This is a genomic window from Pseudoxanthomonas sp. Root65 (assembly GCF_001427635.1).
Lineage (GTDB): Bacteria > Pseudomonadota > Gammaproteobacteria > Xanthomonadales > Xanthomonadaceae > Pseudoxanthomonas_A.
In genome coordinates this window covers 330,786-351,959 of sequence record NZ_LMHA01000002.1, presented here as the reverse complement: position 1 = coordinate 351,959, position 21,174 = coordinate 330,786, and the positions used below count along the sequence as shown (strand labels likewise).

The following is a 21,174-nucleotide window of genomic DNA, read 5'->3' as shown; positions in this document are numbered from 1 at the left end:
TGGCTAAACTGATCGCATGGCGCCCCTGACCTCCCCCACCTCCCCGCCGCTCCAGGACGGGGACCTGCTGGCCGCGATCGACCTGGGTTCCAACAGCTTCCACATGGTGGTCGCGCGCTCGCTGCTCGGACAGCTGCGCGTGGTCGACCGCCTGCGCGAAACCGTCCGCATGGCCGATGGCCTGGACAGCAAGGGCGGCCTGTCCTCGGCCGCCCGGCAACGCGCGCTGGACTGCCTGTCGCGTTTCGGCCAGCGCATCCGCGACGTGCCCGGTGCGCGCGTGCGCGCGCTGGCCACCAACACCGTGCGCCAGCTGCGCGATCCGCACGAATTCCTGGCGGCGGCGGAAGCCGCGCTCGGCAAGCCCATCGAAGTGGTCTCCGGCCGCGAGGAAGCGCGCCTGATCTACCTCGGCGTGGCCCACGCGCAACCGCCCAAGGCCGGGCAGCGCCGGCTGGTCATCGACATCGGCGGTGGCTCGACCGAGTTCATCATCGGCCGCGGCTTCGAGACGCTGGAACGCGAAAGCCTGCAGGCCGGCTGCATCGCCAGCACGCGCCGTTTCTTTCCTGGCGGCAAGCTGTCGCGCAAGCGCTGGAAGGAAGCCCTCACCGAGATCGGCGCCGAGTTCCAGCAGTTCGCCGGCCTGTACCGCAACCTGGGCTGGCAGGAAGCCATCGGCTCGTCCGGCACCAACAAGGCGATCGGCGAGATCTGCGCGGCGATGAAGCTGACCAAGGGCGCGGTGACCGCCGAGGCGCTGCCGCAGGTGCGCGAGAAGCTGCTGCAGGCCGACCGCATCGAGGACATCGACCTGCCCGGCCTGTCCAGCGACCGCCGCCCGATCATCGCCGGTGGCGTGCTGGTGCTGGAAGCCGCTTTCGAAGCACTGGGGCTGCAGCGCCTGATGGTCAGCAAGGCCGCCATGCGCGAGGGCATCCTGTTCGACATGCTCGGCCGCGGCAGCGACAACGACCCGCGCGATCTGTCCACCGCAGCGCTGATGCAGCGCTACGGCATCGACGAATTCCAGGCGGCGCGCGTGGAAGCCACCGTGATGCGCCTGTTCGAGCAGGTCGAGAGCGCCTGGGGCCTCAACGACGACGACGCCCGCATGCTCGGCTGGGCCGCGCGCCTGCACGAGATCGGCCTGGCCATCGCGCACAGCCAGTACCACGTGCACGGCGCCTACCTGCTGGAGCATTCGGATATCGAAGGCTTCTCGCGCCAGGAGCAGCAGGTGCTCTCGGCGCTGGTGCGCACGCATCGCCGCGGCGTGCCGAAGACCGCTTTCGACGCCCTTCCCGACCGCCTGCTGCTGAGCGCCAAGCGCAAGGCCGCGCTGCTGCGGCTGGCCGTGCTGCTGCACCGCTCGCACGACGCCGACGCCATCCCGCGCCTGGACCTGACCGCCAACGGCGACCGCCTGGACCTGGTGGTCGACCAGAAGTGGATCGAAGCTCGCCCCCTGCTCCGCTCCGACCTGGTCGGCGAGCCGGAGGACATGCAGGGCCTGGGCGTGGCGTTCAAGCCGTTCGTGGCGTGACCTCCGCACGCGCCTCAATTGTGACTTGAGGTTACACTCGGCCCCGCCCCGGCTCTGCGGCGTGGTCTCCCCTTCGCCCCACGCCTCCTCGCCCTCCGTCTCCGCGGCGGGTGCAGAACCCGGCGGCTGACTATTCGTCGCGTACCTGCCTTCAGGAGGAAGCCCGTGATCGACAGTAGGCATTCTGCAGACGCACTCACCGACGCCTGGCTGGAAGGTGGGCCCGGCGCCGTCGCCATCGGCCGCAACGTCGACCGCCTGCTCGATGCCGTGCGCCGGCACCTCGACATGGACGTGGCCTTCGTCAGCGAATTCCATGGCCACCATCGCGTGTTCCGCCATGTCGCCACCCGTCTCGACCGCGCGCCCATCCGCCCCGGCGACTCCAGTCCGCTCGACGAGGGCTACTGCGTGCGGGTGGTGGAGGGCCGCATTCCGCAGCTGATTCCCGATACCGCCGCCATCCCGGCACTGGAATGCATCCCGGAAACGCGGAACGTCCCCATCGGGTCCCACATCAGCGTGCCCATCCAGCTGCGCGACGGCCGCGTCTACGGCACCTTCTGCTGCTTCAGCGTGGCGCCCAGCCTGTCGCTCGGCCAGCGCGACCTGCACATGATGCGCGCCTTCGCGGACCTGCTGGCGTACCAGATCGATGGCGACCTGGACGCCGTGCAGGAACACCAGGCCAAGGTCGAGCGCATCACCTCGGTACTGGAGCTCGGCCAGCCGCACATCGTCTACCAGCCCATCTACCGCAGCAGCACGCGACGGATCGTCGGGGTGGAATGCCTTTCCCGCTTCGACCTCGAACCCCGGCGCACGCCGGATGTGTGGTTCGCCGAAGCGCGCGAGATCGGCCTGGGCGTGCGGCTGGAACTCAATGCCATCCTGTCCGCCCTGGACGGGCTGCGTGGCGTCGCCGGCGACTTCTACGTGGCGCTGAACGTCTCGCCACAGACCCTCATCAGTGGCGGCATCGACGGCTACATCGATGACATCGATCCCCGCCGCGTGGTGCTGGAAATCACCGAACACTCGCTGGTCGACGACTACGGACTGCTCAACGAGCGACTGGGGCCGTTGCGCGAGGCCGGCGTGCGGATCGCGGTGGACGATGCCGGCGCCGGCTACGCCAGCATGCGCCACGTGCTGGCGATCCACCCCGACATCATCAAGCTCGACCTCAGCCTGACCCGCGGCATCGACAGCGATTCGCCACGTAGGGCGCTGGCGGCCGCGCTGATCGAGTTCGCCCGCCAGACGCAGTCGCGCGTGGTGGCCGAGGGCGTGGAAACCGCTTCCGAACTGGTGGCGCTGCAGGCGCTCGGCGTGGACGACGTGCAGGGCTACCACCTCGCACGCCCGCTGGAATTCGCCGCGCTGGCGCAGCGCCTGCGCGACGAGCGCCTGCGCAACTAGCTGCCCGCCGCCGCTCTGGCATGATGCCGGCCACTCCTCCTGCGCTCCGCTGATGAAGACCCATCTCCTGGCCGACGGCCTGCCGACCTCCCGCATCGCCTACGGCTGCATGCAGCTCAGCCGCGCCTGGGACGCCACACCCGTCAGCGCCGACGAACGCCGCCATGCGCAGCGCCTGATCGAAACCGCGCTGGCCAACGGCATCACCCTGTTCGACCATGCCGACATCTACGCCCGGGGCAAGTCCGAGCAGGTGTTCGGCGACGTGTTGCGTGCGTCGCCGGGCCTGCGCGAGCGCATGGTGCTGCAGTCCAAGTGCGGCATCCGCTTCGCCGACGATCCGCCAGGGGCGCCGGGCCGCTATGACTTCAGCCATGCGCATATCGTCGGCTCGGTCGAAGGCAGCCTGTCGCGGCTCGGCGTCGATCATCTCGATGTCCTGCTGCTGCACCGCCCGGACGCACTGGTGGAACCGGAAGACGTCGCGCGCGCGTTCGACGCACTGCATGCGGCGGGCAAGGTGCGCCATTTCGGCGTCAGCAACCACACGCCCGGCCAGATCGACCTGCTGCGGCGATACGTCCGCCAGCCGCTGGTCGCCAACCAGGTGGAACTCAGCCTGTTGCATCACCACCTGATCGACGACGGCGTGGTCGCCAACACCACCGGCCATGCCTACGCCTCGGCAGCAGCCACGCTGGACTACTGCCGCCTGCACGACATCCGCGTGCAGGCGTGGTCGCCGCTGGCCGGCGGCAGGCTGGCCACCACGTCCGAGTTCGCCGACCCGGTGATCCGCGCCACCTCCACGCTGTTGCGGCAACTGGCCGAGGAGAAAGGCGTCACGCCCGAAGCCATCCAGCTCGCCTGGCTGCTGCGCCACCCCGCCGGCATCCAACCCATCGTCGGCACCACCGACCCGGTCCGGCTGGTCGCCTGCTGCGCGGCGGACGGCGTCACGCTGAGCCGGGAGGAGTGGTATGCGTTGTTCACGGCGGCGCGGGGTGGACGCGTTCCCTAATCCGCGGCCCGCGTGCGCCGTTGCACGGATTCACCCGACCCCCTCACGACGGATGCCCCATGTCAGACACCGCCATCAACCTGAAGGACAAGCTGGCCCGCTTTTCCGAGCACTGGTCACCGCGTGTCGTCGCCGAGATGAACGACTACCAGTTCAAGCTGGCCAAGATCCACGGTGAATTCGTCTGGCATGCGCACGAGGAGACGGACGAAGTCTTCATCGTGCTGGCAGGCGAAATGACGCTGGAGTTCCGCGACAAGGCCGTGCCCCTGGCCACCGGCGAGATGTATGTCGTCCCCAGGGGCGTCGAGCACCGGCCGGTTGCCCAGGAGGAGTGCAGCATCATGCTGGTGGAACCGCGCGGCGTGGTGAACACGGGCGATGCCGGCGGTGCGTATACCGCCAAGAACGATGTGTGGGTCTGAGATTGAAGACATCGCCGGGTGCGTGCTGAACCACCCCGAGAAGGAAACCATGCGACGCATCCTGCTTACCCTGCTCACGCTGTTTCCCATGACCGCCCTGGCCGGCGTTCCGTTCGAGGCCACGCTGGAGGACATGGCGGTCTCTGCGGACCACATCCTGGTCGGCCGTGTGACCGGCGTCGACATGATCGACGGGGCGGGCAAGCCCGTCACCGATCCCAAGGCGCATACCGGGCCGGGGTCGCGGAATACGATCAGACTGCGCATCGCGGTAGATCGGGTACTCGTCTCCACTGTGGATCCTGTGCCGCGACAGCTGTTCGTTCCTCTGGCTTCGCATCTCCACTACTCGCTGGGCCAGATCCAGGCAGCCCACGCACAGGCATCCGACCCGCGCCTGATGTTTCTCAAGGGCACCGCTTTTGACGGGATCAAGCCGGGCGTGTTCATGCGTCCGATGGAAGACCAGCGGGAAGCGTTCCGTCTTCGCAAAGCAGCCGGCAGGTCACGGGACTAGACCCGCATCCTGTCCTGCAGTCCACGACACGCACACCAACGAGGGCATCACATGGGCACCTGGGGCATCGGCAGTTTCGACAACGACGACGCGGCGGATTTCATGATCGATGTGCTGGACAGCGGCGACCTGTCGCTGGTCCGCGAAGTGCTGGACAACGTACTGACATCCACCGAATACGTGGAGGCACCGGACGCGGCGCTGGCGATCGTCGCAGCCGAGGTCGTGGCCGCGGGACGGGGACGCCCCACGCTCGCGGCGCAGCAGGAAGAAGGACTGGCCGACTGGCTCGCGCGCATCCGGCCGAGCATCGATGCCGACCTGGTCGCGCAGGCGCGGCAGGCGCTCACCCGCATCCTGGCCGACCACTCGGAACTGCGGGAACTATGGGAAGAGACGGAGGACAGCCACGACTGGCAGGCCGTCGTCACCGAACTCCGCGGCCACCTCGATCCCTGACCCACCGGTACGGCGCCATGTTTGACGCGATGGTCACGACGGCGCTGGAACTGCCCGGTTACCGCATCACCCGCAGCTTGGGCATGGTGCGCGGCATCACCGTGCGGTCGCGCTCGATCGTGGGCAACTTCCTGGGGGGATTGCAGTCGCTGTTCGGCGGCAACATCACCATCTACACCGAGCTGTGCGAGCAGGCCCGCGACCAGACCTATCGCGACATGTTCCAGCACGCACGACAGCTCGGCGCCAGTGCAATCATCGCCGTCCGCTACGACGCCACCGACGTGATGGCCGGCCTGACCGAGGTACTGTGCTACGGCACGGCCGTGGTCGTCGAGCCGCTGGGGGATTGATGCCCGGCGCTGCCACGCGGGCTGCGCGGTTCATCCTGCAGACGCTCGCCGGCGTGGTCGGCTTTGTCGTGGGGTGTTACCTCACATGGTTCCTCGCCATGCGCCTGATAGCGCCTACGTCGGGTTGCGACGCTCCCTGCGATGGTCCGGCCTACCTGGCCATGGGTCTGTCGATGCTCGCGAGCCCCCTCGCCGGCATCTTCACGGGTGTCGCGGCATGCCTGCTGGTGTCGCACCTGCTGGGCGAACGGCGCTCCCGGTGAATCCGGCGACCTCGTCTTCGACACCGCACAGCAGGGTGGGACCATAGTGGGCGGTCCTCCGTCGCTACACGCCGGTTGCCGCAAGACTCCCGCCGCTGTCGCGAGAGGACATGCCACACAGGTCGCGACATACTGCGAGATATGGCGCGACATAGGCGCGGTATTGAACGGAGATACCGATTGGTATCGTGCTGGATACCGATTGGCATCTCCGCCGATACGGCGGCCTATCGCGCGACATACGCCGCTGTATCGCGAGAGAGTCCACTGAGTATGGCGCGGCATACGAATGGTCATATCGGGCGATACCATCGCGCATGGCCGTCGATACCAACCGGTATCTCTGACCATATGCACGCATGTGTCCGTCCATACATCGCGCTATGTCGCGACACACTCGTCCCTATCGGCCGACACACGAAGTGGTATCAACGGGGGTATTCCGTCATGTCGGCAGGCAGAGGCCGGACGATCGGTGGATGTCCGCGGATCATGTCGTGGTACGCGTCGGGTAAAGGGGCGCGGCCAGACAGGAGGGCCGGGACACCATGGCGGCACTGCCGCGCGAACTCGGTCCTGCCGTGTCCTCACGCCGGGCGAGCGCATCCTGGCCATCCCGTGCTTGGTCGGCACCCAGGCCCCCGTGTGATCGACACGCGGTTTTCGCCGTCATCCCGCGGTCACCCAACCGAAACACCAGCGACACCTGACAGCCCCAGCATGCGCAAAACGTGGAGCTGCGCATGCGCTTTGCCATCGTCACCGAGACCTATCCGCCGGAAGTGAACGGCGTGGCCCTGACTGTGCAGGGGCTGGAAGCCGGTCTGCGCCAGCGGGGCCACGCGGTGTCCGTCGTGCGTCCGCGCCAGCCGGACGACGGCAGCGACGTGGACGACACCCTGCTGGTGCGCGGCGCCCGCCTGCCGCGCTACCCGGGCCTGAAATTCGGCCTGCCCGCCACGCGCCGCCTGCTGGCGCTGTGGAAGCAGACGCCGCCGGACGCGCTGTACGTGGCCACGGAAGGTCCGCTGGGCTGGTCGGCGCTGCGGGCGGCGCGGCGGCTGGGCATTCCGGTGGCCACCGGCTTCCACACCCGCTTCGACGAATACATGCGCGACTACGGGGTGCGTTTCCTGCAGCACACCGCGCTGCGCTGGATGCGCCGCTTCCACAACGGCGCCGACGCGACGCTGGTCCCCACGCGCGAACTGGCCGATTTCCTGCAGTCGCAGGGGTTCCATCATGTGGTGCGGCTGGCGCGTGCGGTGGATGCCCGCCACTTCAGCCCGTCGCAACGCGATGACACGCTGCGCGCCGCGTGGGGCCTGGGGCCGGACGACGTGGTGGTGATCTACGTGGGCCGCGTGGCCGCGGAGAAGAACCTGGAGCTGTCCATCCGCGCGTTCCGCGCGATCCAGCAGGCGCAGCCGACGGCGAAGTTCGTCTGGGTCGGCGACGGTCCGCTGCGCGAGCGGCTGGCGCAGGAGCATCCGGACTTCCTGTTCTGCGGCGTGCAGCGCGGCGAAGCGCTGGCACGGCACTTCGCCAGCGGCGACCTGTTCCTGTTCTCCAGCCACAGCGAAACCTTCGGCAACGTCACCCTGGAAGCGATGGCCAGCGGCGTGCCGGTGGTGGCGTTCAACTACGGGGCCGCACGCGAACACCTGATCGACGGCGTGCACGGCGCCGCCGTGGACAACGACGACGATTTCCTGGCGGCCGCGCTGCGGCTCGCCACCGATGCCGCCCTGCGCCGCCGGCAGGGCCAGGCCGCCAGCCGGGCGATGCACGACCTGCATCCGGACCAGGTGGCCGCCGACTTCGACGCCCTGCTGACCGACCTCGCCCTGACACGGAGAAGCCACCATGCGTCCGCTGCTGCCGCGTAATGCCTTGATGGGCCGGGACACCGGCTGGTGCCTGCTCGCCAACCGCTGGGGCGAAGGGCTCGGCGTGCGCCGCTTCTTCGCTGTGGTCAGCCGGTTGGGCGACGGGGTGTTCTGGTACGTGCTGATGGCGGCGCTGATCGTCGCCGATGGCCTGGACGGTCTGGCGGCCTCCGCGCACCTGGCGGGCACCGGCGTGATCGCGCTGACGCTGTACAAGGCGCTGAAGCGCTGGACGCGCCGCCCGCGGCCATTCGCTTCCGACGTGCGCATCCGCGCGTGGATCGCGCCGCTGGACGAATTCAGCTTTCCCTCGGGTCATACGCTGCACGCCGTCGCATTCACCCTGGTCGCGCTGGCCCACTACCCGGTGCTGGCACCGCTGCTGATCCCGTTCGCCGCCTGCGTGGCCGCCTCGCGCGTGGTGCTGGGACTGCACTACCCCAGCGATGTGCTGGCGGCGACGGTGATCGGTACTGCGCTGGCCGGACTGTCGATCTGGATGGTGCCCGGCGTCAGCCTGTTGGGTTAGCGTGAGCGACGCTGCAAGGTGGCTTGTAAACCGCGCATGCATCACGCAAGAAAGCACGCTCTGTAGGAGCGCTCTCGGGCGCGATGCTGTTCGTTGCATGCCTGGAAAAGCATCGCGCCCGAGGGCGCTCCTACAGGGCTTGAAGCCTGGCGCGTAAGAGGGCGGGCTTCAGCTGCCCCGTCCAATCGCGATCGTTCGCCACCTGTGCGTCGGCACGGCTGCGGTCAAGCGCATCGACGTCGAGATCGGCGATGGCCCACTCCTGATCGCCCGTGGTCTGCACCACCACGCCGTCCTCGGGCAGGCCACGGTCCATCGGCGCGAAGATCGCCGCCTCGCCGGTATTGATGTCGAGTGCGGGACTCCACGCCGCTTCGCCGGCGGTGACCGCCTGCGCGACGAACATCCGGTTTTCCAGCGCGCGCGCCAGGCAGCCCACCCGCACGCGGGTGGCGCCGGCCGCGGTATCGGTGCAACTCGGCACCAGCAGCAGGCGCGCACCGGCGTCGGCCTGCGCGCGCACGGGCAGCGGGAACTCGCTGTCGTAGCAGACGGCAACGCCGGTGCGCACGCCGTCGATGTCGAACACGTTCAGCGCATCGCCGCCATCGATCACCCCCAACCCCTTCTCAAAGCCGGTCAGCTGCAGCTTGTCCTGCCAGGCATGCGCACCGTGCGGCGTGAACACGTCACTGCGGTTGCGGTAGCGGCCGACGCCCTGCTCGAGCAGGAAGCTGCCGGCGACGACGTACAGATCAAGCTCACGTGCCAGCCGCGCGTACAGCGCCAGCCAGTCCTCGCGGTAGCGCTGGATCGCCGCCAGCGAGGCGTGCAGGTCGGCCTGCGTGGCGGCATCGAAGGTCGCCGCCAGTTCCAGCGACAGGTATTCCGGCAGCACCGCGATGCGCGCGCCCTGCGCCGCCGCCTCGCCCAGCACCTGCGACTGGCGCGCCGCGAACGCGGCGAAATCCACCGGCGCCTGGATGGCGTACTTCGCGACGGCGACCTTCATCGCATCGGCTCCAGTCCACGCAGCCAGAACGTCAGCGCGTGATCGGTCTCGCCACGGCCGATCTCGCTCCACGCCAGCCGCATGGTCATGCCCGGCTGGCGCGTATAACCGCGCTTGTCCCAGAACGCCTCGTTGCCGCGATGACCCTCAGGCCTGCGCGGGTCGTCGCGTTCGCGGTCCACCGCACAGAACGCGGTCCACGCGAAGCGGCCCAGCGCACGCGCATGTGCCTCGCGATGATCGAAGAAGGCGTGACCGATGCCCTGTCCGCGGTAGGCCGGCAGCAGCACGGATTCGCCGAAGTAGAAGACGTCCTCCGGATCCATCCCCGCCTCGACGAAGGGCTGGCGGAACGCCTCGGTATCGTCCTCCAGCGGCAGGCCGGTCGACGCGCCCACCACCTGGCCGGCATCCATCGCCAGGACGAACACGCTCTCGGCCGAGCGCGCATAGGCATCGAGGTAATCGCGCTCGTAGTCGGCGTCGCCTTCGTAGAGATACGGCCAGTCGCGGAACACGGCCGCACGCAGGCGCGCGACATCGTCCAGCCAGGGCGTGATTTCCGGCCCACGGAAAAGGCCGATGGTGTACGCAGAGCTCATCCGTGAACTCTAGCGCACGCCATCGGCCGGGGCGAGGTGGCCATCCGTGGCCAGACATCGTCCGTGGTGCATCAATCCAGTGCAGCCGCGCCGTCGGCCTCGACGCGATACCCGTGCTCCATCTCCCGGCGTACCGCGATGCTCGCGCAGGCCGTTACGAGAGAGGCCAGCAGTAACGGCAGAATCAGTGCAGGCGCGAACCCGTCGCCTGCGGCGAGCCCGGCGCAGAACCTGCCGACGCCCCACGCCATCGCCACTAGGAGGAGTGGCTGCAGCGGCCGGCAGAGGAACCCCGCCACGGCTGCGACGATCCCGATCGCGCCGAGAGGAAGCGCGAACATCATCGTGGCTGCCAGCAGGCCCATCATCCGGCGTCCCGCCAGCTGTAGAGGACAACGGCTGCGGCCGGCAGTACCGCAAGCCACGCATCGCGGCCGATGTCGCGGGTGAGGTAGGCGTCGTCATGCCAGGCCGCCTCCAGCCCGCGCCGCTCTCCGGGCAGGACGCCATCGTCCATCACGCCCATCCATTCGGCGTAGACCGCATGGTGTCCATCCTGTTGTTCCGACGACAGATGACGCCAGGCTTCGTAGTACGAGGGTGTGCCTCCCGCCAGCGCGCCGCGCGAGCGCGTCGCACCCTCGAAGTAAGCCAGACCCTCGCGCTGGATGGCGGCGACCACGTGGCGTGCCAGTTCCAGTACGACCGCACCGCGCGACTCATGACTCAACAGCAGGCCGAAGAGCAGATATCGAAGCTGTCCGGCCGACATCGCCAGACCGCGCAGACCTGCCGTCTGGATGGCCGTCGGGAGCACCTGTTGCGCCCGATGGTAGATGCGCACACGATTCATGGCAGTCTCAACGCAGTTCCGTGCCCAGCGCGTACCAGTCCACCTTGCGGGTGACCCACATGATCGCGGCCAGGATGCCGAACAGCAGCAGCGAGCCCATCAGCAACGCGTTGTTCTCCGACTTCAGCAGGATGTACAGCACGCCGTACAGCGCGGTCAGCATGGTCGCGAACCCGGCGGCGCGCAGCCAGCTCTGCAGCACGCCCGACAGGTAGAAGAACTGCAGGCCGATGCAGGCCGCCGCCGACACCAGATACGCCTGCCAGAACGCGATGTGCTCGGACAGGCTGAGCAGCAGCAGGAAGAAGATCGCCAGCGCCAGGCCGACCAGCAGGTACTGCAGCGGATGGATCGGCAAACGCTTGATCAGCTCGAACAGGGCGAAGCCGACGAAGGTCAACACGACGAACAGGATGCCGTACTTGCTGGCGCGATCGACCTGCGTATAGACGTCGACCGTGTCGACCAGGCTGACCACGGCGCTGTCGATCGCGCTGGATCCGCTGCCGTCGTCCACGTACTCGCCGGGGGATGCACCGAGCGAGGGCGGCTGGGTCAACTTGCCCGAGACGGAGTCCAGCTGGCTCTGCGCGGCACTGGCCAGCGACGACACCTGCCAGCGTGCGGTGAAGCCCGCATCGTCGATCGTCTTGCTGTTGGGCAGGAAGCGGCCGCCGAACAGCGGCTGGCGCCAGGTCGAGCGCATCGTGATGTCGTTGCTGTCCGCGATCGGCGCGATGCCGATCGACTGCGTGCCCGCCAGCGTCATCTCCAGATGTGCGGTGCTCGCGGGAAGCGAACCGCCCTGTACGTCGAGCAGCGCGTGGATGCCGTCCATGCGCGACGACATCGCGCCCGTGCCTGCGGACAGGCTGCGCGGCACGCCATCCACCGTCAGCGACGGCGTGCCCACGAGGCCACGCACATCGGCCATGCCCGCGACCACGTAAGGCTGTCCATAGATCCGTCCGGCGGCAACCGGCACCTCGATGGGCGCGAAACCGGCCTTCAGCGATGCCTTCCACTCGTACACGTTGACGGTATACAGGCCGATGCGTCGCTCACCCGGCTGCAGGCGCCCATCGACGACCAAGGTCGCCGGCATCTGCACGATGTAGCCTTCCTTCACATCGCGGCGCGCCTCGGGCTTGCCGTCCTCGTCGACGACGTTGACCATGCGCTCCTCCCGCCAAGGAACGACGCGCAACGGGCCGACCACCTGCTGGGGACCGGCCATGCTCTGCGATACGCGCGCCTCGGCCTGGGTGCGGTAAAGCTCGCGGTCCTGGATGACGCCGCGGATCATCAGCAACGGAATGAGCAGCAGCAGGACCAGCCCGCCGACGGTGAGAAAACGCAACAGCAACTTCAGTGACTTCATGTCGATGCCCCGGTTGGATACGGGATGCATCGTCCGGCGGCTGCGTGCGACCGGCAGGGAGCGTGTTTGAAGGCTGTGTGAAGTGGTGGATCTCCCCACCCGTCATCCCGGCGAAAGCCGGGACCCAGTGTCTTTCGCTTTTCGCGCATCTCAGTCGCTGGGTCCCGGCTTTCGCCGGGATGACGGTCCGGGTTGCGCTACACCACCGGCAGCGACAGCACCGCTTCCGCGCCACCGTCCGGGCGGTTGGCCAGCGACGCCTCGCCGCCGTGCAGGCGCATCACCTCGCGCACGAACGGCAGCCCCAGGCCGGAACTGCGCTGGCCACCCTCGGGACGCGGCAGGGAATAGAAACGCTCGAACACCCGTTCCTGCGCGTAGTCGGGAATGCCCGGGCCGCGATCGCGGACGATGAAACGTACCTGCCCTTCGACCTGCTCGACCACCAGTTCCACGGTGCCTGCCGGTGGCGAGAACGCCACCGCGTTGTCGATCAGGTTGCCCAGCGCGCGCCGAAGCAGGAAGACATCGCCCTCCACCGCCCACATGCCGGCCTGCGGCACGCGCACCACCTCCACCCCGTGCGGGGTGAGCTGGGCGTCGAGGCCGAGCACCACGTCATCGGCGAGGGTGGCGGCGTCGATGCGCTCGCGCCGCTGCAGCCAGCCATGCTGTTCCACTTCGGCCAGCGCCAGCAGCTTGTCGATGGTTTCGGTGAGCCGGTGCTCCTGGGTCCGGATGTTGCGCACGAACCGCTGGCGATCAGCCTCGGGCAACGGCTCCTGCAGCAGTTCGGCCGCACCGCGGATCGCGGCCAGCGGACTCTTCATCTCGTGGGTCAGCGATTGCACGTACTGCTCGACGTAGGCCTTGCCCTGCAGCTTGCGGCGCATCGTTTCCAGTGCGCGGCCCAGGTCGCCGATCTCGTCGGCGCGCGGCCGCGGCGGCGGTACCGGCTCGCCGGCGCTGACCGCCTGCGCGTAGCGGTTGAGCCCGCCGATGCCGCGCATCAGCCACCACGTCATCACCACGCCGATCAGCGCCGAGATGCCGATCAGCCAGGCGCCCTGCAGCAGGATGCTGCGCTGGCTGGCGACGATGAAGGGCTCGATGCTGCGATTGGGCTGCGACAGCGTCAGCACGCCGATGAGGGTGCGGCCGTCGCCGGGATCGTAGATGGGCGCGGCCACGTGCATCACGGTGTTGGTGGCGTCGCCGGGCGATTCGGCGCTGGAGCGCGCGCCGTACTCGCCGCGCAGGGTGCGGTAGACATCGTTCCAGCGCGAGTTGTCGCGGCCGACATCGCGGCCCTGCGAGTCGAACACCACCTGGCCGCGCGCATCGGTGACGGTAACGCGGTAATCCACGCTGCGCTTCTGGAAGCGCCAGACCCAGGCTTTCGGATCGCGCTGCTGCGCCTGCGCGACATTGCCGGCGAATGCGCCATCGGCGATGCGTCCCGCCTTCAGGTCGTCGGCGGCCATCTCGGCCAGCATGTTGGCGGCGTCGACCAGCGTGGACTCCATCGCCTGCCGCACGCCGGGCTTCACTTCGTTGACGAACACCCGCATCACGAAGAACGCGGCGATGCCGACGATCAGGAAGAAGCCGAGGACGAGCTTCAGCCCGAGCCGCATCTCAGGCCTCGATGGCGTAACCCAGTCCGCGATGCGTGCGGATCGGGTCGGGGTCGGCGCCGGCCGCGCGCAGCTTGGCGCGCAGCGTCTTCACATGGGTGTCGACGGTGCGGTCGGCGCTGTCGGCATCGCTGTCCCAGCCACGGTCCATCAGCTGCGCACGGCTGAGGATCGCGCCGGGCCGCTGCAGCAGCGCGTCCAGCAGCGCGTATTCGTAGCGGGTCAGGTCCAGCAGCTGCTCGCGGTAGCGGATGCGGTGGCCTTCGCGGTCGATCGCGAACGCGCCGCGCGCCACCCATTCGCCGGCCTCCGCCCTGGCCTGCGTACCGGTACCCACGCGGCGCAGGCGGGCGCGCACGCGCGCCACCAGTTCGCGCGGGGAGAACGGCTTGGTGACGTAGTCGTCGGCGCCCAGCTCCAGCCCCAGCACGCGGTCGATCTCGTCGTTGCGCGCGGTGAGGAAGATCACCGGCACGTCGCTGAAACCGCGCAGTTCGCGGCACACATCGAAGCCGCTGGCATCGGGCAGGCCCACGTCCAGTACCACCACGTCGACGCCGCCGGCACGCACGCGCGGCGCCACGTCACGCGCCAGCAGGCAATGGTCGGCGTCGATGCCTTCGCTGCGCAACGCATACAGCACGGCGTCGGCGATGGCGGTTTCGTCTTCGGCAATCAGTACGCGGGGCATGGCGCAAGCATATATGCTGCGCGGCATGAATTATCGCCATGCCTTCCATGCCGGCAACCATGCCGACGTCCTCAAGCACATCGCGCTGCTGGCCATGGTCGATGCGCTCAAGCGCAAGGACACGCCGTTCTTCGTGCTGGACACCCATGCCGGACGCGGCCGCTACATGCTGGGCGGTGCGGAAAGCCGCAAGACCTCGGAAGCCGACAGCGGCGTGTTCAAGCTGATGGGCGCCGCGCGCCTGCCGGACCCAGCCGAGCGCTACCTGCGTGCGGTGGTCGCCAACAACCCGGTGGGCGCGCTGATCACCTACCCCGGCTCGCCGTTGCTGGTGGCGCAGGCGCTGCGTCCGCAGGACCGGCTGGCCGCCTGCGAACTGCAGCCGGACGAAGCCAAGGCGCTGCGCGAGGTGTTCGCCGACGACGAGCGCGTGGCGGTGCACGCCCGCGACGGCTACGCGGCGATGAAGGCGCTGTTGCCGCCCCGCGTAGGTGAGCTGCGCATCGCGCGCGGCCTGGTGCTGATCGACCCGCCCTACGAAGTGCAGGACGCAGAGTATCCGCAGATCATCGCCTCGCTGCGCGACGCCCTGGAACGCTGGCCTGCCGCCACGTACGCGGTCTGGTACCCGATCAAGCAGCGGCGCAGCCTGCTGCCGTTCTTCCGCAAGGCGGCGGCGCTGCCCGCGAAGGGCGCCTTCGTCGCCGAGTTGCAGGTGCGGCCGGACGATTCGCCGCTGCGCCTCAACGGCAGCGGCATGCTGGTGGTCAATCCGCCCTGGCAGCTCGACCAGGCCCTCGCCCCGGTGCTGCCTATCCTGGCGTCCACCCTGGGCGAGACCGGCGCCAGCCATCGACTGGAGTGGCTGCGCCAGCCCGCCTGACCTCGGCTTGCCGATCACGCAGCACCGTCAGGAGGCTGTGCGAGAATCGTCCCTCCCTCACCACGACGACCCCTCTCCATGGCCGGATCCAGCCTGTTCGCCCTGATCGACGACATCGCCACCCTGTTGGACGACGTGTCGGTGATGACCAAGGTGGCGGCGAAGAAGACGGCCGGCGTGCTGGGCGACGACCTGGCGCTCAACGCGCAGCAGGTGACCGGGGTGAAGGCCGACCGTGAACTGCCGGTGGTGTGGGCGGTGGCGAAGGGGTCGGTAGTCAACAAGGCCATCCTGGTGCCGGCGGCGCTGGCGATCAGCGCGCTGGAGACCTGGCTGCACGGGCGCGGCTACAACATTCCGCTGGTGACCCCGCTGATGATGCTGGGCGGCGCCTTCCTGTGCTTCGAGGGTGTGGAGAAGCTGGCGCATAAGTTCCTGCACAAGGGCGAGGAAGGCGATCGCCATGCCGAACGCGTGGCCGCCATCCAGGACCAGAACGTCGACATGGTCGCGTTCGAGAAGGACAAGATCCGCGGCGCCATCCGCACCGACTTCATCCTGTCCGCGGAGATCATCGTCATCTCGCTGGGCACGCTGGCCGGCCGCACCTTCGTGGAGCAGGTGCTCACGCTGCTGGCGATCTCGGCCATCATGACCGTCGGCGTGTACGGGCTGGTCGGCGGCATCGTCAAGCTGGACGACGCCGGCCTGGCGCTGGCCGCCGACAAGCGCGAAAGCGGCTGGGCACGGTTCAAGCGCGCCTTCGGTCGCGGCATCCTTTACAGCGCGCCGTACCTGATGAAGTTCCTGTCCATCGCCGGTACCGCCGCGATGTTCCTGGTCGGTGGCGGCATCCTCGTCCACAGCATCCCGGCCCTGCACCATGTCATCCAGCCCTATGCCGAAGGCGACCTCGGCTGGCTGTGGGAAAGCCTGTTCAACGCCGCCGTCGGCGTGGTGACCGGCGCGGTGATCGTGGCTGTCGTCACCGCCGTCTCGCGCCTGCGCGGCAAACGCCACCCAGCCTGAACCAGCGGCGCTCCCGCCCTCGCCGCCCCTGCGGATTTCATGCGAGCATCACGCCATGACTGCGCCAAAACGCCTTCCGCCCTGGCATGAACACTTCCGCCTGCCCAGCGGGCGCGAGCTGCTGATCCGCCCGATCCGGCCCGAGGATGCAGGCCCCATCCAGGGCGCGTTCGGCCTGCTGGGACCGGAAGAGATCCGCCATCGCTTCATGTACGCGCTGAAGGAGCTGACGCCGGAGATGGCGCAGCGCCTGACCCACCCCGACCCCAATACCGAATTCGCCCTCGTTGCCGCCGAAGCGCTGCCGCCGGGCGAGGCCCTGGTGGGAGCGGTGGCGCGTGCCGCGCTGGTGTCGCGCACGCGCGATGCCGAGTTCGCGATCCTGGTCAGCCATTTCATTGCCGGCCAGGGCCTGGGGCGTCACCTGATGCGCAAGCTGGCCAAGTGGGCGCGCTCGAAGAAGCTCGACCGCCTGTACGGCGACGTGCTGGACACCAACCAGCCGATGCTGGCACTGGCCGGATCGCTGGGCTTCAAGCGCGTGCGCGAGAACGACGGCTCCGGCCTGGTCCGCGTGGTGCTGGACCTGAACGAAGGTCCCTGAGGCCGCCGACCGGCGGCCGGCCCGGCCGCCGGGCTTCCTGCGTCTTGTCCGGTGAGAGCCGCTTCCGGCTCGCCCGCGTGAGGTCGCCATGCCCCGTTACCTGATCGAACGCGACATCGAGGGCGCCGGCCTGATGACCCCGGCCGAGCTGAAGGCCGTCGCGCAGACCTCGTGCCGCGTGCTGGAGGACCTGGGCCCGCGGGTGCAGTGGGAGCATAGCTACGTCACCGATGACCGGGTCTACTGCGTCTATCGCGCACCGAACGAGGACCTCGTGCTGGAGCACGCGCGCCGCGGCGGTTTTCCCGTCGACCGCATCTCCCTGGTCGCCCAGGTCATCGATCCGCTGACGGCGGAATGATCCGTTCCCGACGATGACGGGCCTACCCGGGCCTGCTTGCTAAACTGCGCGCCCCTTCGCGCTGGGCACCCCACGGTGTCCGGCGCTGCCGTTGTTGTGTGTACCGATGACCGACGCCCAGAAAACCTCCTTGCCCGTTCCCCCGCTGCCGCGTGGCGGCCAGTCCCGCGCCTGGTGGCGCGCGCCCGCCTCGCCGACCGCGCTGGCCTGGTCGATCGCCGTGGCCGCCGAGGCGCACGCCGGCCCGCTGCTGGTGGTCGCCCGCGACAACCACGAGGCGCACCAGCTCGAAGCCGACCTGCACACCCTGCTCGGCAACCCCGCCGCGCTGCCGGTCGTGCCGTTCCCTGACTGGGAAACCCTGCCGTACGACCAGTTCAGTCCGCACCCGGACATCGTCTCGCAACGCCTGGCCGCCCTGCACCGCCTGCCCACGCTGGCGCGCGGCATCGTGATCGTGCCGGTGCAGACGCTGATGCAGCGGCTGTCGCCGCTGCGCCACATCGCCGGCGGCAGCTTCGACTACCGGGTCGGCCAACGGCTGGACTTCGACGCCGAGAAGCGTCGGCTGGAAGCGGCGAGCTACCGGCATGTGCCGCAGGTGCTCGACCCGGGCGACTTCGCCGTGCGCGGCGGCCTGCTGGATGTCTATCCGATGGGCGCCGAGGCGCCGCTGCGCATCGAACTGCTGGACGACACCATCGACTCGATCCGCCACTTCGACCCGGAAAGCCAGCGCTCGCTGGACCGGACCGAGGCCGTGCAGCTGCTGCCGGGCCGCGAAGTACCGCTGGACGAACGCTCGGTGGAGCGCGCGATGACGCTGCTGCGCGACCGCTTCGACGTGGATACGCGCCGCAGCGCGCTGTACCAGGACCTGAAGTCCGGCCTGGCGCCGGCCGGCGTGGAGTACTACCTGCCGCTGTTCTTCGACCAGACCTCCACGCTGTTCGACTATCTGCAGAAGGACGCGCTGCCGCTGTTGACCGATGGCTTCGGCGAAGCGGCCGAGGCGTTCTGGGCGCAGACGCGCAACCGCTACGAACAGCGGCGCCACGATGTGGAGCGGCCGCTGCTGGCGCCGGACGAGCTGTACCTGTCGCCGGACGCGCTGCGCGAACAGCTCAACCAGCGTGCGCGCATCGAAGTCTGCAGCGCCCAGCACAGTCGACATGCCGATGCACTGCCGCTCGGCGACCAGCCGTTGCCGCCGCTGCCGGTGGCGGCGAAAGATGCGCCGGCAGGCGAGGCGCTCAAGTCCTTCCTGGGCCACTACCCGGGGCGCGTGCTGATCGCCGCCGACTCGCCCGGCCGCCGCGAGGCGCTGCTGGAAGTGCTGCAGGCGGCGGAGCTGAAGCCGGAAGTGATGGCCGACTTCAGCGCCTTTCTCCCTTCTCCGGACGGGAGGAGGGGGCGCGAAGCGCCGGATGAGGGTGCGGCGAAGGCGCCGGCAACCGAATCATCGCGCACGTCCCGCACCCTCACCCCAACTCCTCTCCCGGCGGGAGAGGGGCTTGCTCGCTTCGCCATCGCCGTCGCGCCGCTCGCCGACGGCTTCGCACTGGACGATCCGCGCATCGCCGTCCTCACCGAGCGCCAGCTGTTCCCCGAGCGCGCCACGCAGGCGCACCGGCGCAAGCGCACCGGCCGCGAACCGGAAGCCATCATCCGCGATCTCGGCGAACTGACCGAAGGCGCGCCGATCGTGCACGAAGACCATGGCGTGGGCCGCTACCGCGGCCTGATCGCGATGGACGTGGGCGGCATGCCCGGCGAGTTCCTCGAAATCGAATACGCCAAGGGCGACCGCCTGTACGTGCCGGTCGCGCAGCTGCACCTGATCAGCCGCTACTCCGGCGCGTCGGTGGAGACCGCACCGCTGCATTCGCTCGGTGGCGAAGCATGGGCGAAAGCGAAGAAGAAAGCCGCCGAGAAAGTCCGGGACGTGGCCGCGGAACTGCTGGAAATCCAGGCGCGCCGCCAGGCCCGCGCCGGCCTGGCGCTGCACCTGGACCGCGCGATGTACGAACCGTTCGCGGCGGGGTTCCCGTTCGAGGAGACGCCCGACCAGCACCACGCGATCGAGTCGGTGATCCGCGACCTGGCCAGCAGCCAGCCGATGGACCGCGTGGTCTGCGGCGATGTCGGCTTCGGCAAGACCGAAGTGGCCGTGCGCGCCGCGTTCGCCGCCGCCAGCGCAGGCAAGCAGGTGGCCGTGCTGGTGCCGACCACACTGCTGGCCGAGCAGCACTACCGCAATTTCCGCGACCGCTTCGCCGACTGGCCCTTGAAGGTGGAAGTGCTGTCGCGCTTCAAGACCACCAAGGAGATCAAGGCCGAGCTCGACCGCCTGGCGGAGGGCAAGCTGGACGTGATCGTCGGCACGCACCGCCTGCTGCAGCCGGACGTGAAGTTCAAGGACCTGGGCCTGGTGATCGTGGATGAGGAACAGCGCTTCGGCGTGCGTCAGAAGGAAGCGCTGAAGGCGCTGCGCGCCAACGTGCACCTGTTGACGCTGACCGCCACGCCCATCCCGCGCACGCTCAACATGGCGATGGCCGGCCTGCGCGACCTGTCCATCATCGCCACGCCGCCGGCCAATCGCATGGCGGTGCAGACCTTCGTCACGCCGTGGGATGCGGCGATGCTGAAGGAAGCCTTCCAGCGCGAACTGTCGCGTGGCGGCCAGGTGTACTTCCTGCACAACGACGTCGAGAGCATCGGCCGCATGCAGCGCGAACTGCAGGAACTGGTGCCGGAAGCGCGCATCGGCGTGGCGCACGGCCAGATGCCCGAGCGCGAGCTGGAACAGGTGATGCTGGATTTCCAGAAGCAGCGCTTCAACGTGCTGCTGTGCACGACGATCATCGAATCCGGCATCGACATCCCCAACGCCAACACCATCATCATGAACCGCGCCGACAAGTTCGGTCTGGCGCAGCTGCACCAGCTGCGTGGCCGCGTGGGTCGGTCGCATCATCGTTCGTATGCGTACCTCGTCGTGCCCGACAAGCGCAGCATCACCGCCGATGCGCAGCGCCGGCTGGAGGCCATCGCTTCGATGGACGAACTGGGCGCGGGTTTCACCCTGGCCACGCACGATCTGGAGATCCGCGGCGCCGGCGAACTGCTGGGCGAAGACCAGAGCGGGCAGATGGCCGAGGTCGGCTTCAGTCTGTACACCGAGCTGCTGGAGCGCGCGGTGCGTTCGATCAAGGCTGGCCATCTGCCTGATGTCGACTTGGGCCAGGAGCGCCGCGGTGCGGAGGTCGAGTTGAACGTACCGTCGCTCATCCCCGACGACTACCTGCCCGACGTGCACACCCGCCTGACGCTCTACAAGCGCATCAGCAGCGCGCGCGACAAGGAAGAACTGCGCGACCTGCAGGTGGAGATGATCGACCGCTTCGGTCTGCTGCCGGACCCGGCCAAGTACCTGTTCGCCACGGCGGAACTGAAGCTGGCCGCGAACGAGATGGGCATCCGCAAGCTGGAGCTGGGCGAGCATGGCGGCCGCATCGTGTTCGAGACCAAGCCGAAGATCGACCCGATGGCGGTGATCCAGCTGATCCAGAAGCAGCCCAAGCTCTACACCATGGACGGACCGGACAAGCTGCGCATCAAGGTGCCGCTGCCCGACGCGCCGGACCGCTTCAATGCGGCGAAAGGCCTGCTGACCACGCTCGCCACCTGACCG

22 protein-coding genes are annotated in these 21,174 nt (G+C 68.7%); 15 read left to right on the top strand and 7 right to left on the bottom strand.

What is annotated here, in order from left to right; translation table 11 throughout:
• The first annotated feature begins 16 nt into the window (after positions 1-16).
• The 10 genes from ppx (at position 17) to ASD77_RS12115 (ending at position 8,424) form a co-directional block, all read left to right on the top strand.
• A complete protein-coding gene (ppx, locus tag ASD77_RS12160) occupies positions 17-1,546 on the top strand; it encodes an exopolyphosphatase (protein ID WP_055941950.1) in 1,530 nt (509 codons plus the stop codon).
• 165 nt (positions 1,547-1,711) lie between these two features.
• Positions 1,712-2,968, top strand: coding sequence for an EAL domain-containing protein (locus ASD77_RS12155; RefSeq protein ID WP_156383616.1), 1,257 nt, complete (start codon positions 1,712-1,714; stop codon positions 2,966-2,968).
• Between the two features lie 52 nt (positions 2,969-3,020).
• A complete protein-coding gene (locus ASD77_RS12150; protein ID WP_055941947.1) occupies positions 3,021-3,989 on the top strand; it encodes an aldo/keto reductase in 969 nt (322 codons plus the stop codon).
• Between the two features lie 59 nt (positions 3,990-4,048).
• Positions 4,049-4,414, top strand: coding sequence for a cupin domain-containing protein (locus tag ASD77_RS12145; protein ID WP_055941944.1), 366 nt, complete (start codon positions 4,049-4,051; stop codon positions 4,412-4,414).
• A gap of 49 nt (positions 4,415-4,463) precedes the next feature.
• A complete protein-coding gene (locus tag ASD77_RS12140; protein ID WP_156383615.1) occupies positions 4,464-4,931 on the top strand; it encodes a hypothetical protein in 468 nt (155 codons plus the stop codon).
• 51 nt (positions 4,932-4,982) lie between these two features.
• The gene (locus ASD77_RS12135; protein ID WP_055941938.1) at positions 4,983-5,390 is read left to right on the top strand and encodes a DUF4259 domain-containing protein; all 408 of its coding nucleotides are present in this window, start codon (positions 4,983-4,985) and stop codon (positions 5,388-5,390) included.
• 17 nt (positions 5,391-5,407) lie between these two features.
• Entirely contained in the window at positions 5,408-5,743 is a 336-nt protein-coding gene (locus ASD77_RS12130) for a YbjQ family protein (RefSeq protein ID WP_055941935.1), read from the top strand.
• Positions 5,743-6,006: a hypothetical protein gene (locus ASD77_RS12125; RefSeq protein WP_055941932.1), complete on the top strand. Its 264-nt coding sequence runs from the start codon at positions 5,743-5,745 to the stop codon at positions 6,004-6,006. Before ASD77_RS12130 ends, ASD77_RS12125 begins: the two co-directional genes overlap by 1 nt.
• Positions 6,007-6,749: 743 nt before the next feature.
• A complete protein-coding gene (locus ASD77_RS12120; protein WP_055943381.1) occupies positions 6,750-7,895 on the top strand; it encodes a glycosyltransferase family 1 protein in 1,146 nt (381 codons plus the stop codon).
• Positions 7,896-7,902: 7 nt separating this feature from the next.
• Complete coding sequence (locus tag ASD77_RS12115) at positions 7,903-8,424, top strand: phosphatase PAP2 family protein (protein WP_055943378.1); 522 nt, start codon at positions 7,903-7,905, stop codon at positions 8,422-8,424.
• Between the two features lie 130 nt (positions 8,425-8,554).
• Here the strand turns inward: ASD77_RS12115 and ASD77_RS12110 are convergent, their stop codons facing one another.
• From ASD77_RS12110 to creB, 7 genes are all read right to left on the bottom strand, one after another.
• Complete coding sequence (locus ASD77_RS12110; protein ID WP_055941929.1) at positions 8,555-9,436, bottom strand: carbon-nitrogen hydrolase family protein; 882 nt, start codon at positions 9,434-9,436, stop codon at positions 8,555-8,557.
• A complete protein-coding gene (locus tag ASD77_RS12105; protein ID WP_055941926.1) occupies positions 9,433-10,038 on the bottom strand; it encodes a GNAT family N-acetyltransferase in 606 nt (201 codons plus the stop codon). Before ASD77_RS12105 ends, ASD77_RS12110 begins: the two co-directional genes overlap by 4 nt.
• A gap of 71 nt (positions 10,039-10,109) precedes the next feature.
• A complete protein-coding gene (locus tag ASD77_RS12100; protein WP_055941922.1) occupies positions 10,110-10,406 on the bottom strand; it encodes a hypothetical protein in 297 nt (98 codons plus the stop codon).
• Entirely contained in the window at positions 10,403-10,891 is a 489-nt protein-coding gene (locus ASD77_RS12095; protein WP_055941920.1) for a hypothetical protein, read from the bottom strand. Before ASD77_RS12095 ends, ASD77_RS12100 begins: the two co-directional genes overlap by 4 nt.
• A gap of 7 nt (positions 10,892-10,898) precedes the next feature.
• Positions 10,899-12,272, bottom strand: a complete 1,374-nt coding sequence (gene creD / locus ASD77_RS12090) for a cell envelope integrity protein CreD (RefSeq protein WP_055941916.1) — start codon at positions 12,270-12,272, stop codon at positions 10,899-10,901.
• A 197-nt stretch (positions 12,273-12,469) separates the two neighbouring features.
• Positions 12,470-13,909 carry a two-component system sensor histidine kinase CreC gene (gene creC / locus ASD77_RS12085; protein ID WP_055941908.1) on the bottom strand — a complete coding sequence of 480 codons (1,440 nt, stop codon included), beginning with the start codon at positions 13,907-13,909 and terminating at the stop codon, positions 12,470-12,472.
• Position 13,910: 1 nt separating this feature from the next.
• Positions 13,911-14,627 carry a two-component system response regulator CreB gene (gene creB, locus ASD77_RS12080; RefSeq protein ID WP_082563272.1) on the bottom strand — a complete coding sequence of 239 codons (717 nt, stop codon included), beginning with the start codon at positions 14,625-14,627 and terminating at the stop codon, positions 13,911-13,913.
• Between creB and rlmJ the strand changes: the two genes are divergently transcribed.
• The 5 genes from rlmJ (at position 14,626) to mfd (ending at position 21,171) form a co-directional block, all read left to right on the top strand.
• A complete protein-coding gene (rlmJ, locus tag ASD77_RS12075; protein ID WP_055943375.1) occupies positions 14,626-15,483 on the top strand; it encodes a 23S rRNA (adenine(2030)-N(6))-methyltransferase RlmJ in 858 nt (285 codons plus the stop codon). The genes creB and rlmJ overlap by 2 nt on opposite strands.
• Before the next feature lie 78 nt (positions 15,484-15,561).
• Positions 15,562-16,512 (top strand): DUF808 domain-containing protein, encoded by a 951-nt coding sequence (locus ASD77_RS12070; protein ID WP_055941902.1) that lies wholly within the window; start codon positions 15,562-15,564, stop codon positions 16,510-16,512.
• 55 nt (positions 16,513-16,567) lie between these two features.
• Entirely contained in the window at positions 16,568-17,116 is a 549-nt protein-coding gene (locus tag ASD77_RS12065) for a GNAT family N-acetyltransferase (RefSeq protein WP_055941897.1), read from the top strand.
• Positions 17,117-17,204: 88 nt separating this feature from the next.
• Positions 17,205-17,477 (top strand): DUF4242 domain-containing protein, encoded by a 273-nt coding sequence (locus ASD77_RS12060; RefSeq protein WP_055941892.1) that lies wholly within the window; start codon positions 17,205-17,207, stop codon positions 17,475-17,477.
• Between the two features lie 106 nt (positions 17,478-17,583).
• Entirely contained in the window at positions 17,584-21,171 is a 3,588-nt protein-coding gene (gene mfd, locus ASD77_RS12055; protein WP_055941888.1) for a transcription-repair coupling factor, read from the top strand.
• The last annotated feature ends 3 nt before the right edge of the window (positions 21,172-21,174 follow it).

Coding starts and splice junctions, on each gene's coding strand:
- mfd (WP_055941888.1), top strand. CDS start 17,584: ATGACCGACGCCCAGAAAACCTCCTTGCCCGTTCCCCCGCTGCCGCGT.
- ASD77_RS12065 (WP_055941897.1), top strand. CDS start 16,568: ATGACTGCGCCAAAACGCCTTCCGCCCTGGCATGAACACTTCCGCCTG.
- ASD77_RS12060 (WP_055941892.1), top strand. CDS start 17,205: ATGCCCCGTTACCTGATCGAACGCGACATCGAGGGCGCCGGCCTGATG.
- creB (WP_082563272.1), bottom strand. CDS start 14,627: ATGCCGCGCAGCATATATGCTTGCGCCATGCCCCGCGTACTGATTGCC.
- ASD77_RS12120 (WP_055943381.1), top strand. CDS start 6,750: ATGCGCTTTGCCATCGTCACCGAGACCTATCCGCCGGAAGTGAACGGC.
- rlmJ (WP_055943375.1), top strand. CDS start 14,626: ATGAATTATCGCCATGCCTTCCATGCCGGCAACCATGCCGACGTCCTC.
- ASD77_RS12140 (WP_156383615.1), top strand. CDS start 4,464: ATGCGACGCATCCTGCTTACCCTGCTCACGCTGTTTCCCATGACCGCC.
- ASD77_RS12100 (WP_055941922.1), bottom strand. CDS start 10,406: ATGATGGGCCTGCTGGCAGCCACGATGATGTTCGCGCTTCCTCTCGGC.
- creC (WP_055941908.1), bottom strand. CDS start 13,909: ATGCGGCTCGGGCTGAAGCTCGTCCTCGGCTTCTTCCTGATCGTCGGC.
- creD (WP_055941916.1), bottom strand. CDS start 12,272: ATGAAGTCACTGAAGTTGCTGTTGCGTTTTCTCACCGTCGGCGGGCTG.
- ppx (WP_055941950.1), top strand. CDS start 17: ATGGCGCCCCTGACCTCCCCCACCTCCCCGCCGCTCCAGGACGGGGAC.
- ASD77_RS12110 (WP_055941929.1), bottom strand. CDS start 9,436: ATGAAGGTCGCCGTCGCGAAGTACGCCATCCAGGCGCCGGTGGATTTC.
- ASD77_RS12115 (WP_055943378.1), top strand. CDS start 7,903: ATGGGCCGGGACACCGGCTGGTGCCTGCTCGCCAACCGCTGGGGCGAA.
- ASD77_RS12135 (WP_055941938.1), top strand. CDS start 4,983: ATGGGCACCTGGGGCATCGGCAGTTTCGACAACGACGACGCGGCGGAT.
- ASD77_RS12095 (WP_055941920.1), bottom strand. CDS start 10,891: ATGAATCGTGTGCGCATCTACCATCGGGCGCAACAGGTGCTCCCGACG.
- ASD77_RS12105 (WP_055941926.1), bottom strand. CDS start 10,038: ATGAGCTCTGCGTACACCATCGGCCTTTTCCGTGGGCCGGAAATCACG.
- ASD77_RS12070 (WP_055941902.1), top strand. CDS start 15,562: ATGGCCGGATCCAGCCTGTTCGCCCTGATCGACGACATCGCCACCCTG.
- ASD77_RS12145 (WP_055941944.1), top strand. CDS start 4,049: ATGTCAGACACCGCCATCAACCTGAAGGACAAGCTGGCCCGCTTTTCC.
- ASD77_RS12150 (WP_055941947.1), top strand. CDS start 3,021: ATGAAGACCCATCTCCTGGCCGACGGCCTGCCGACCTCCCGCATCGCC.
- ASD77_RS12125 (WP_055941932.1), top strand. CDS start 5,743: ATGCCCGGCGCTGCCACGCGGGCTGCGCGGTTCATCCTGCAGACGCTC.
- ASD77_RS12130 (WP_055941935.1), top strand. CDS start 5,408: ATGTTTGACGCGATGGTCACGACGGCGCTGGAACTGCCCGGTTACCGC.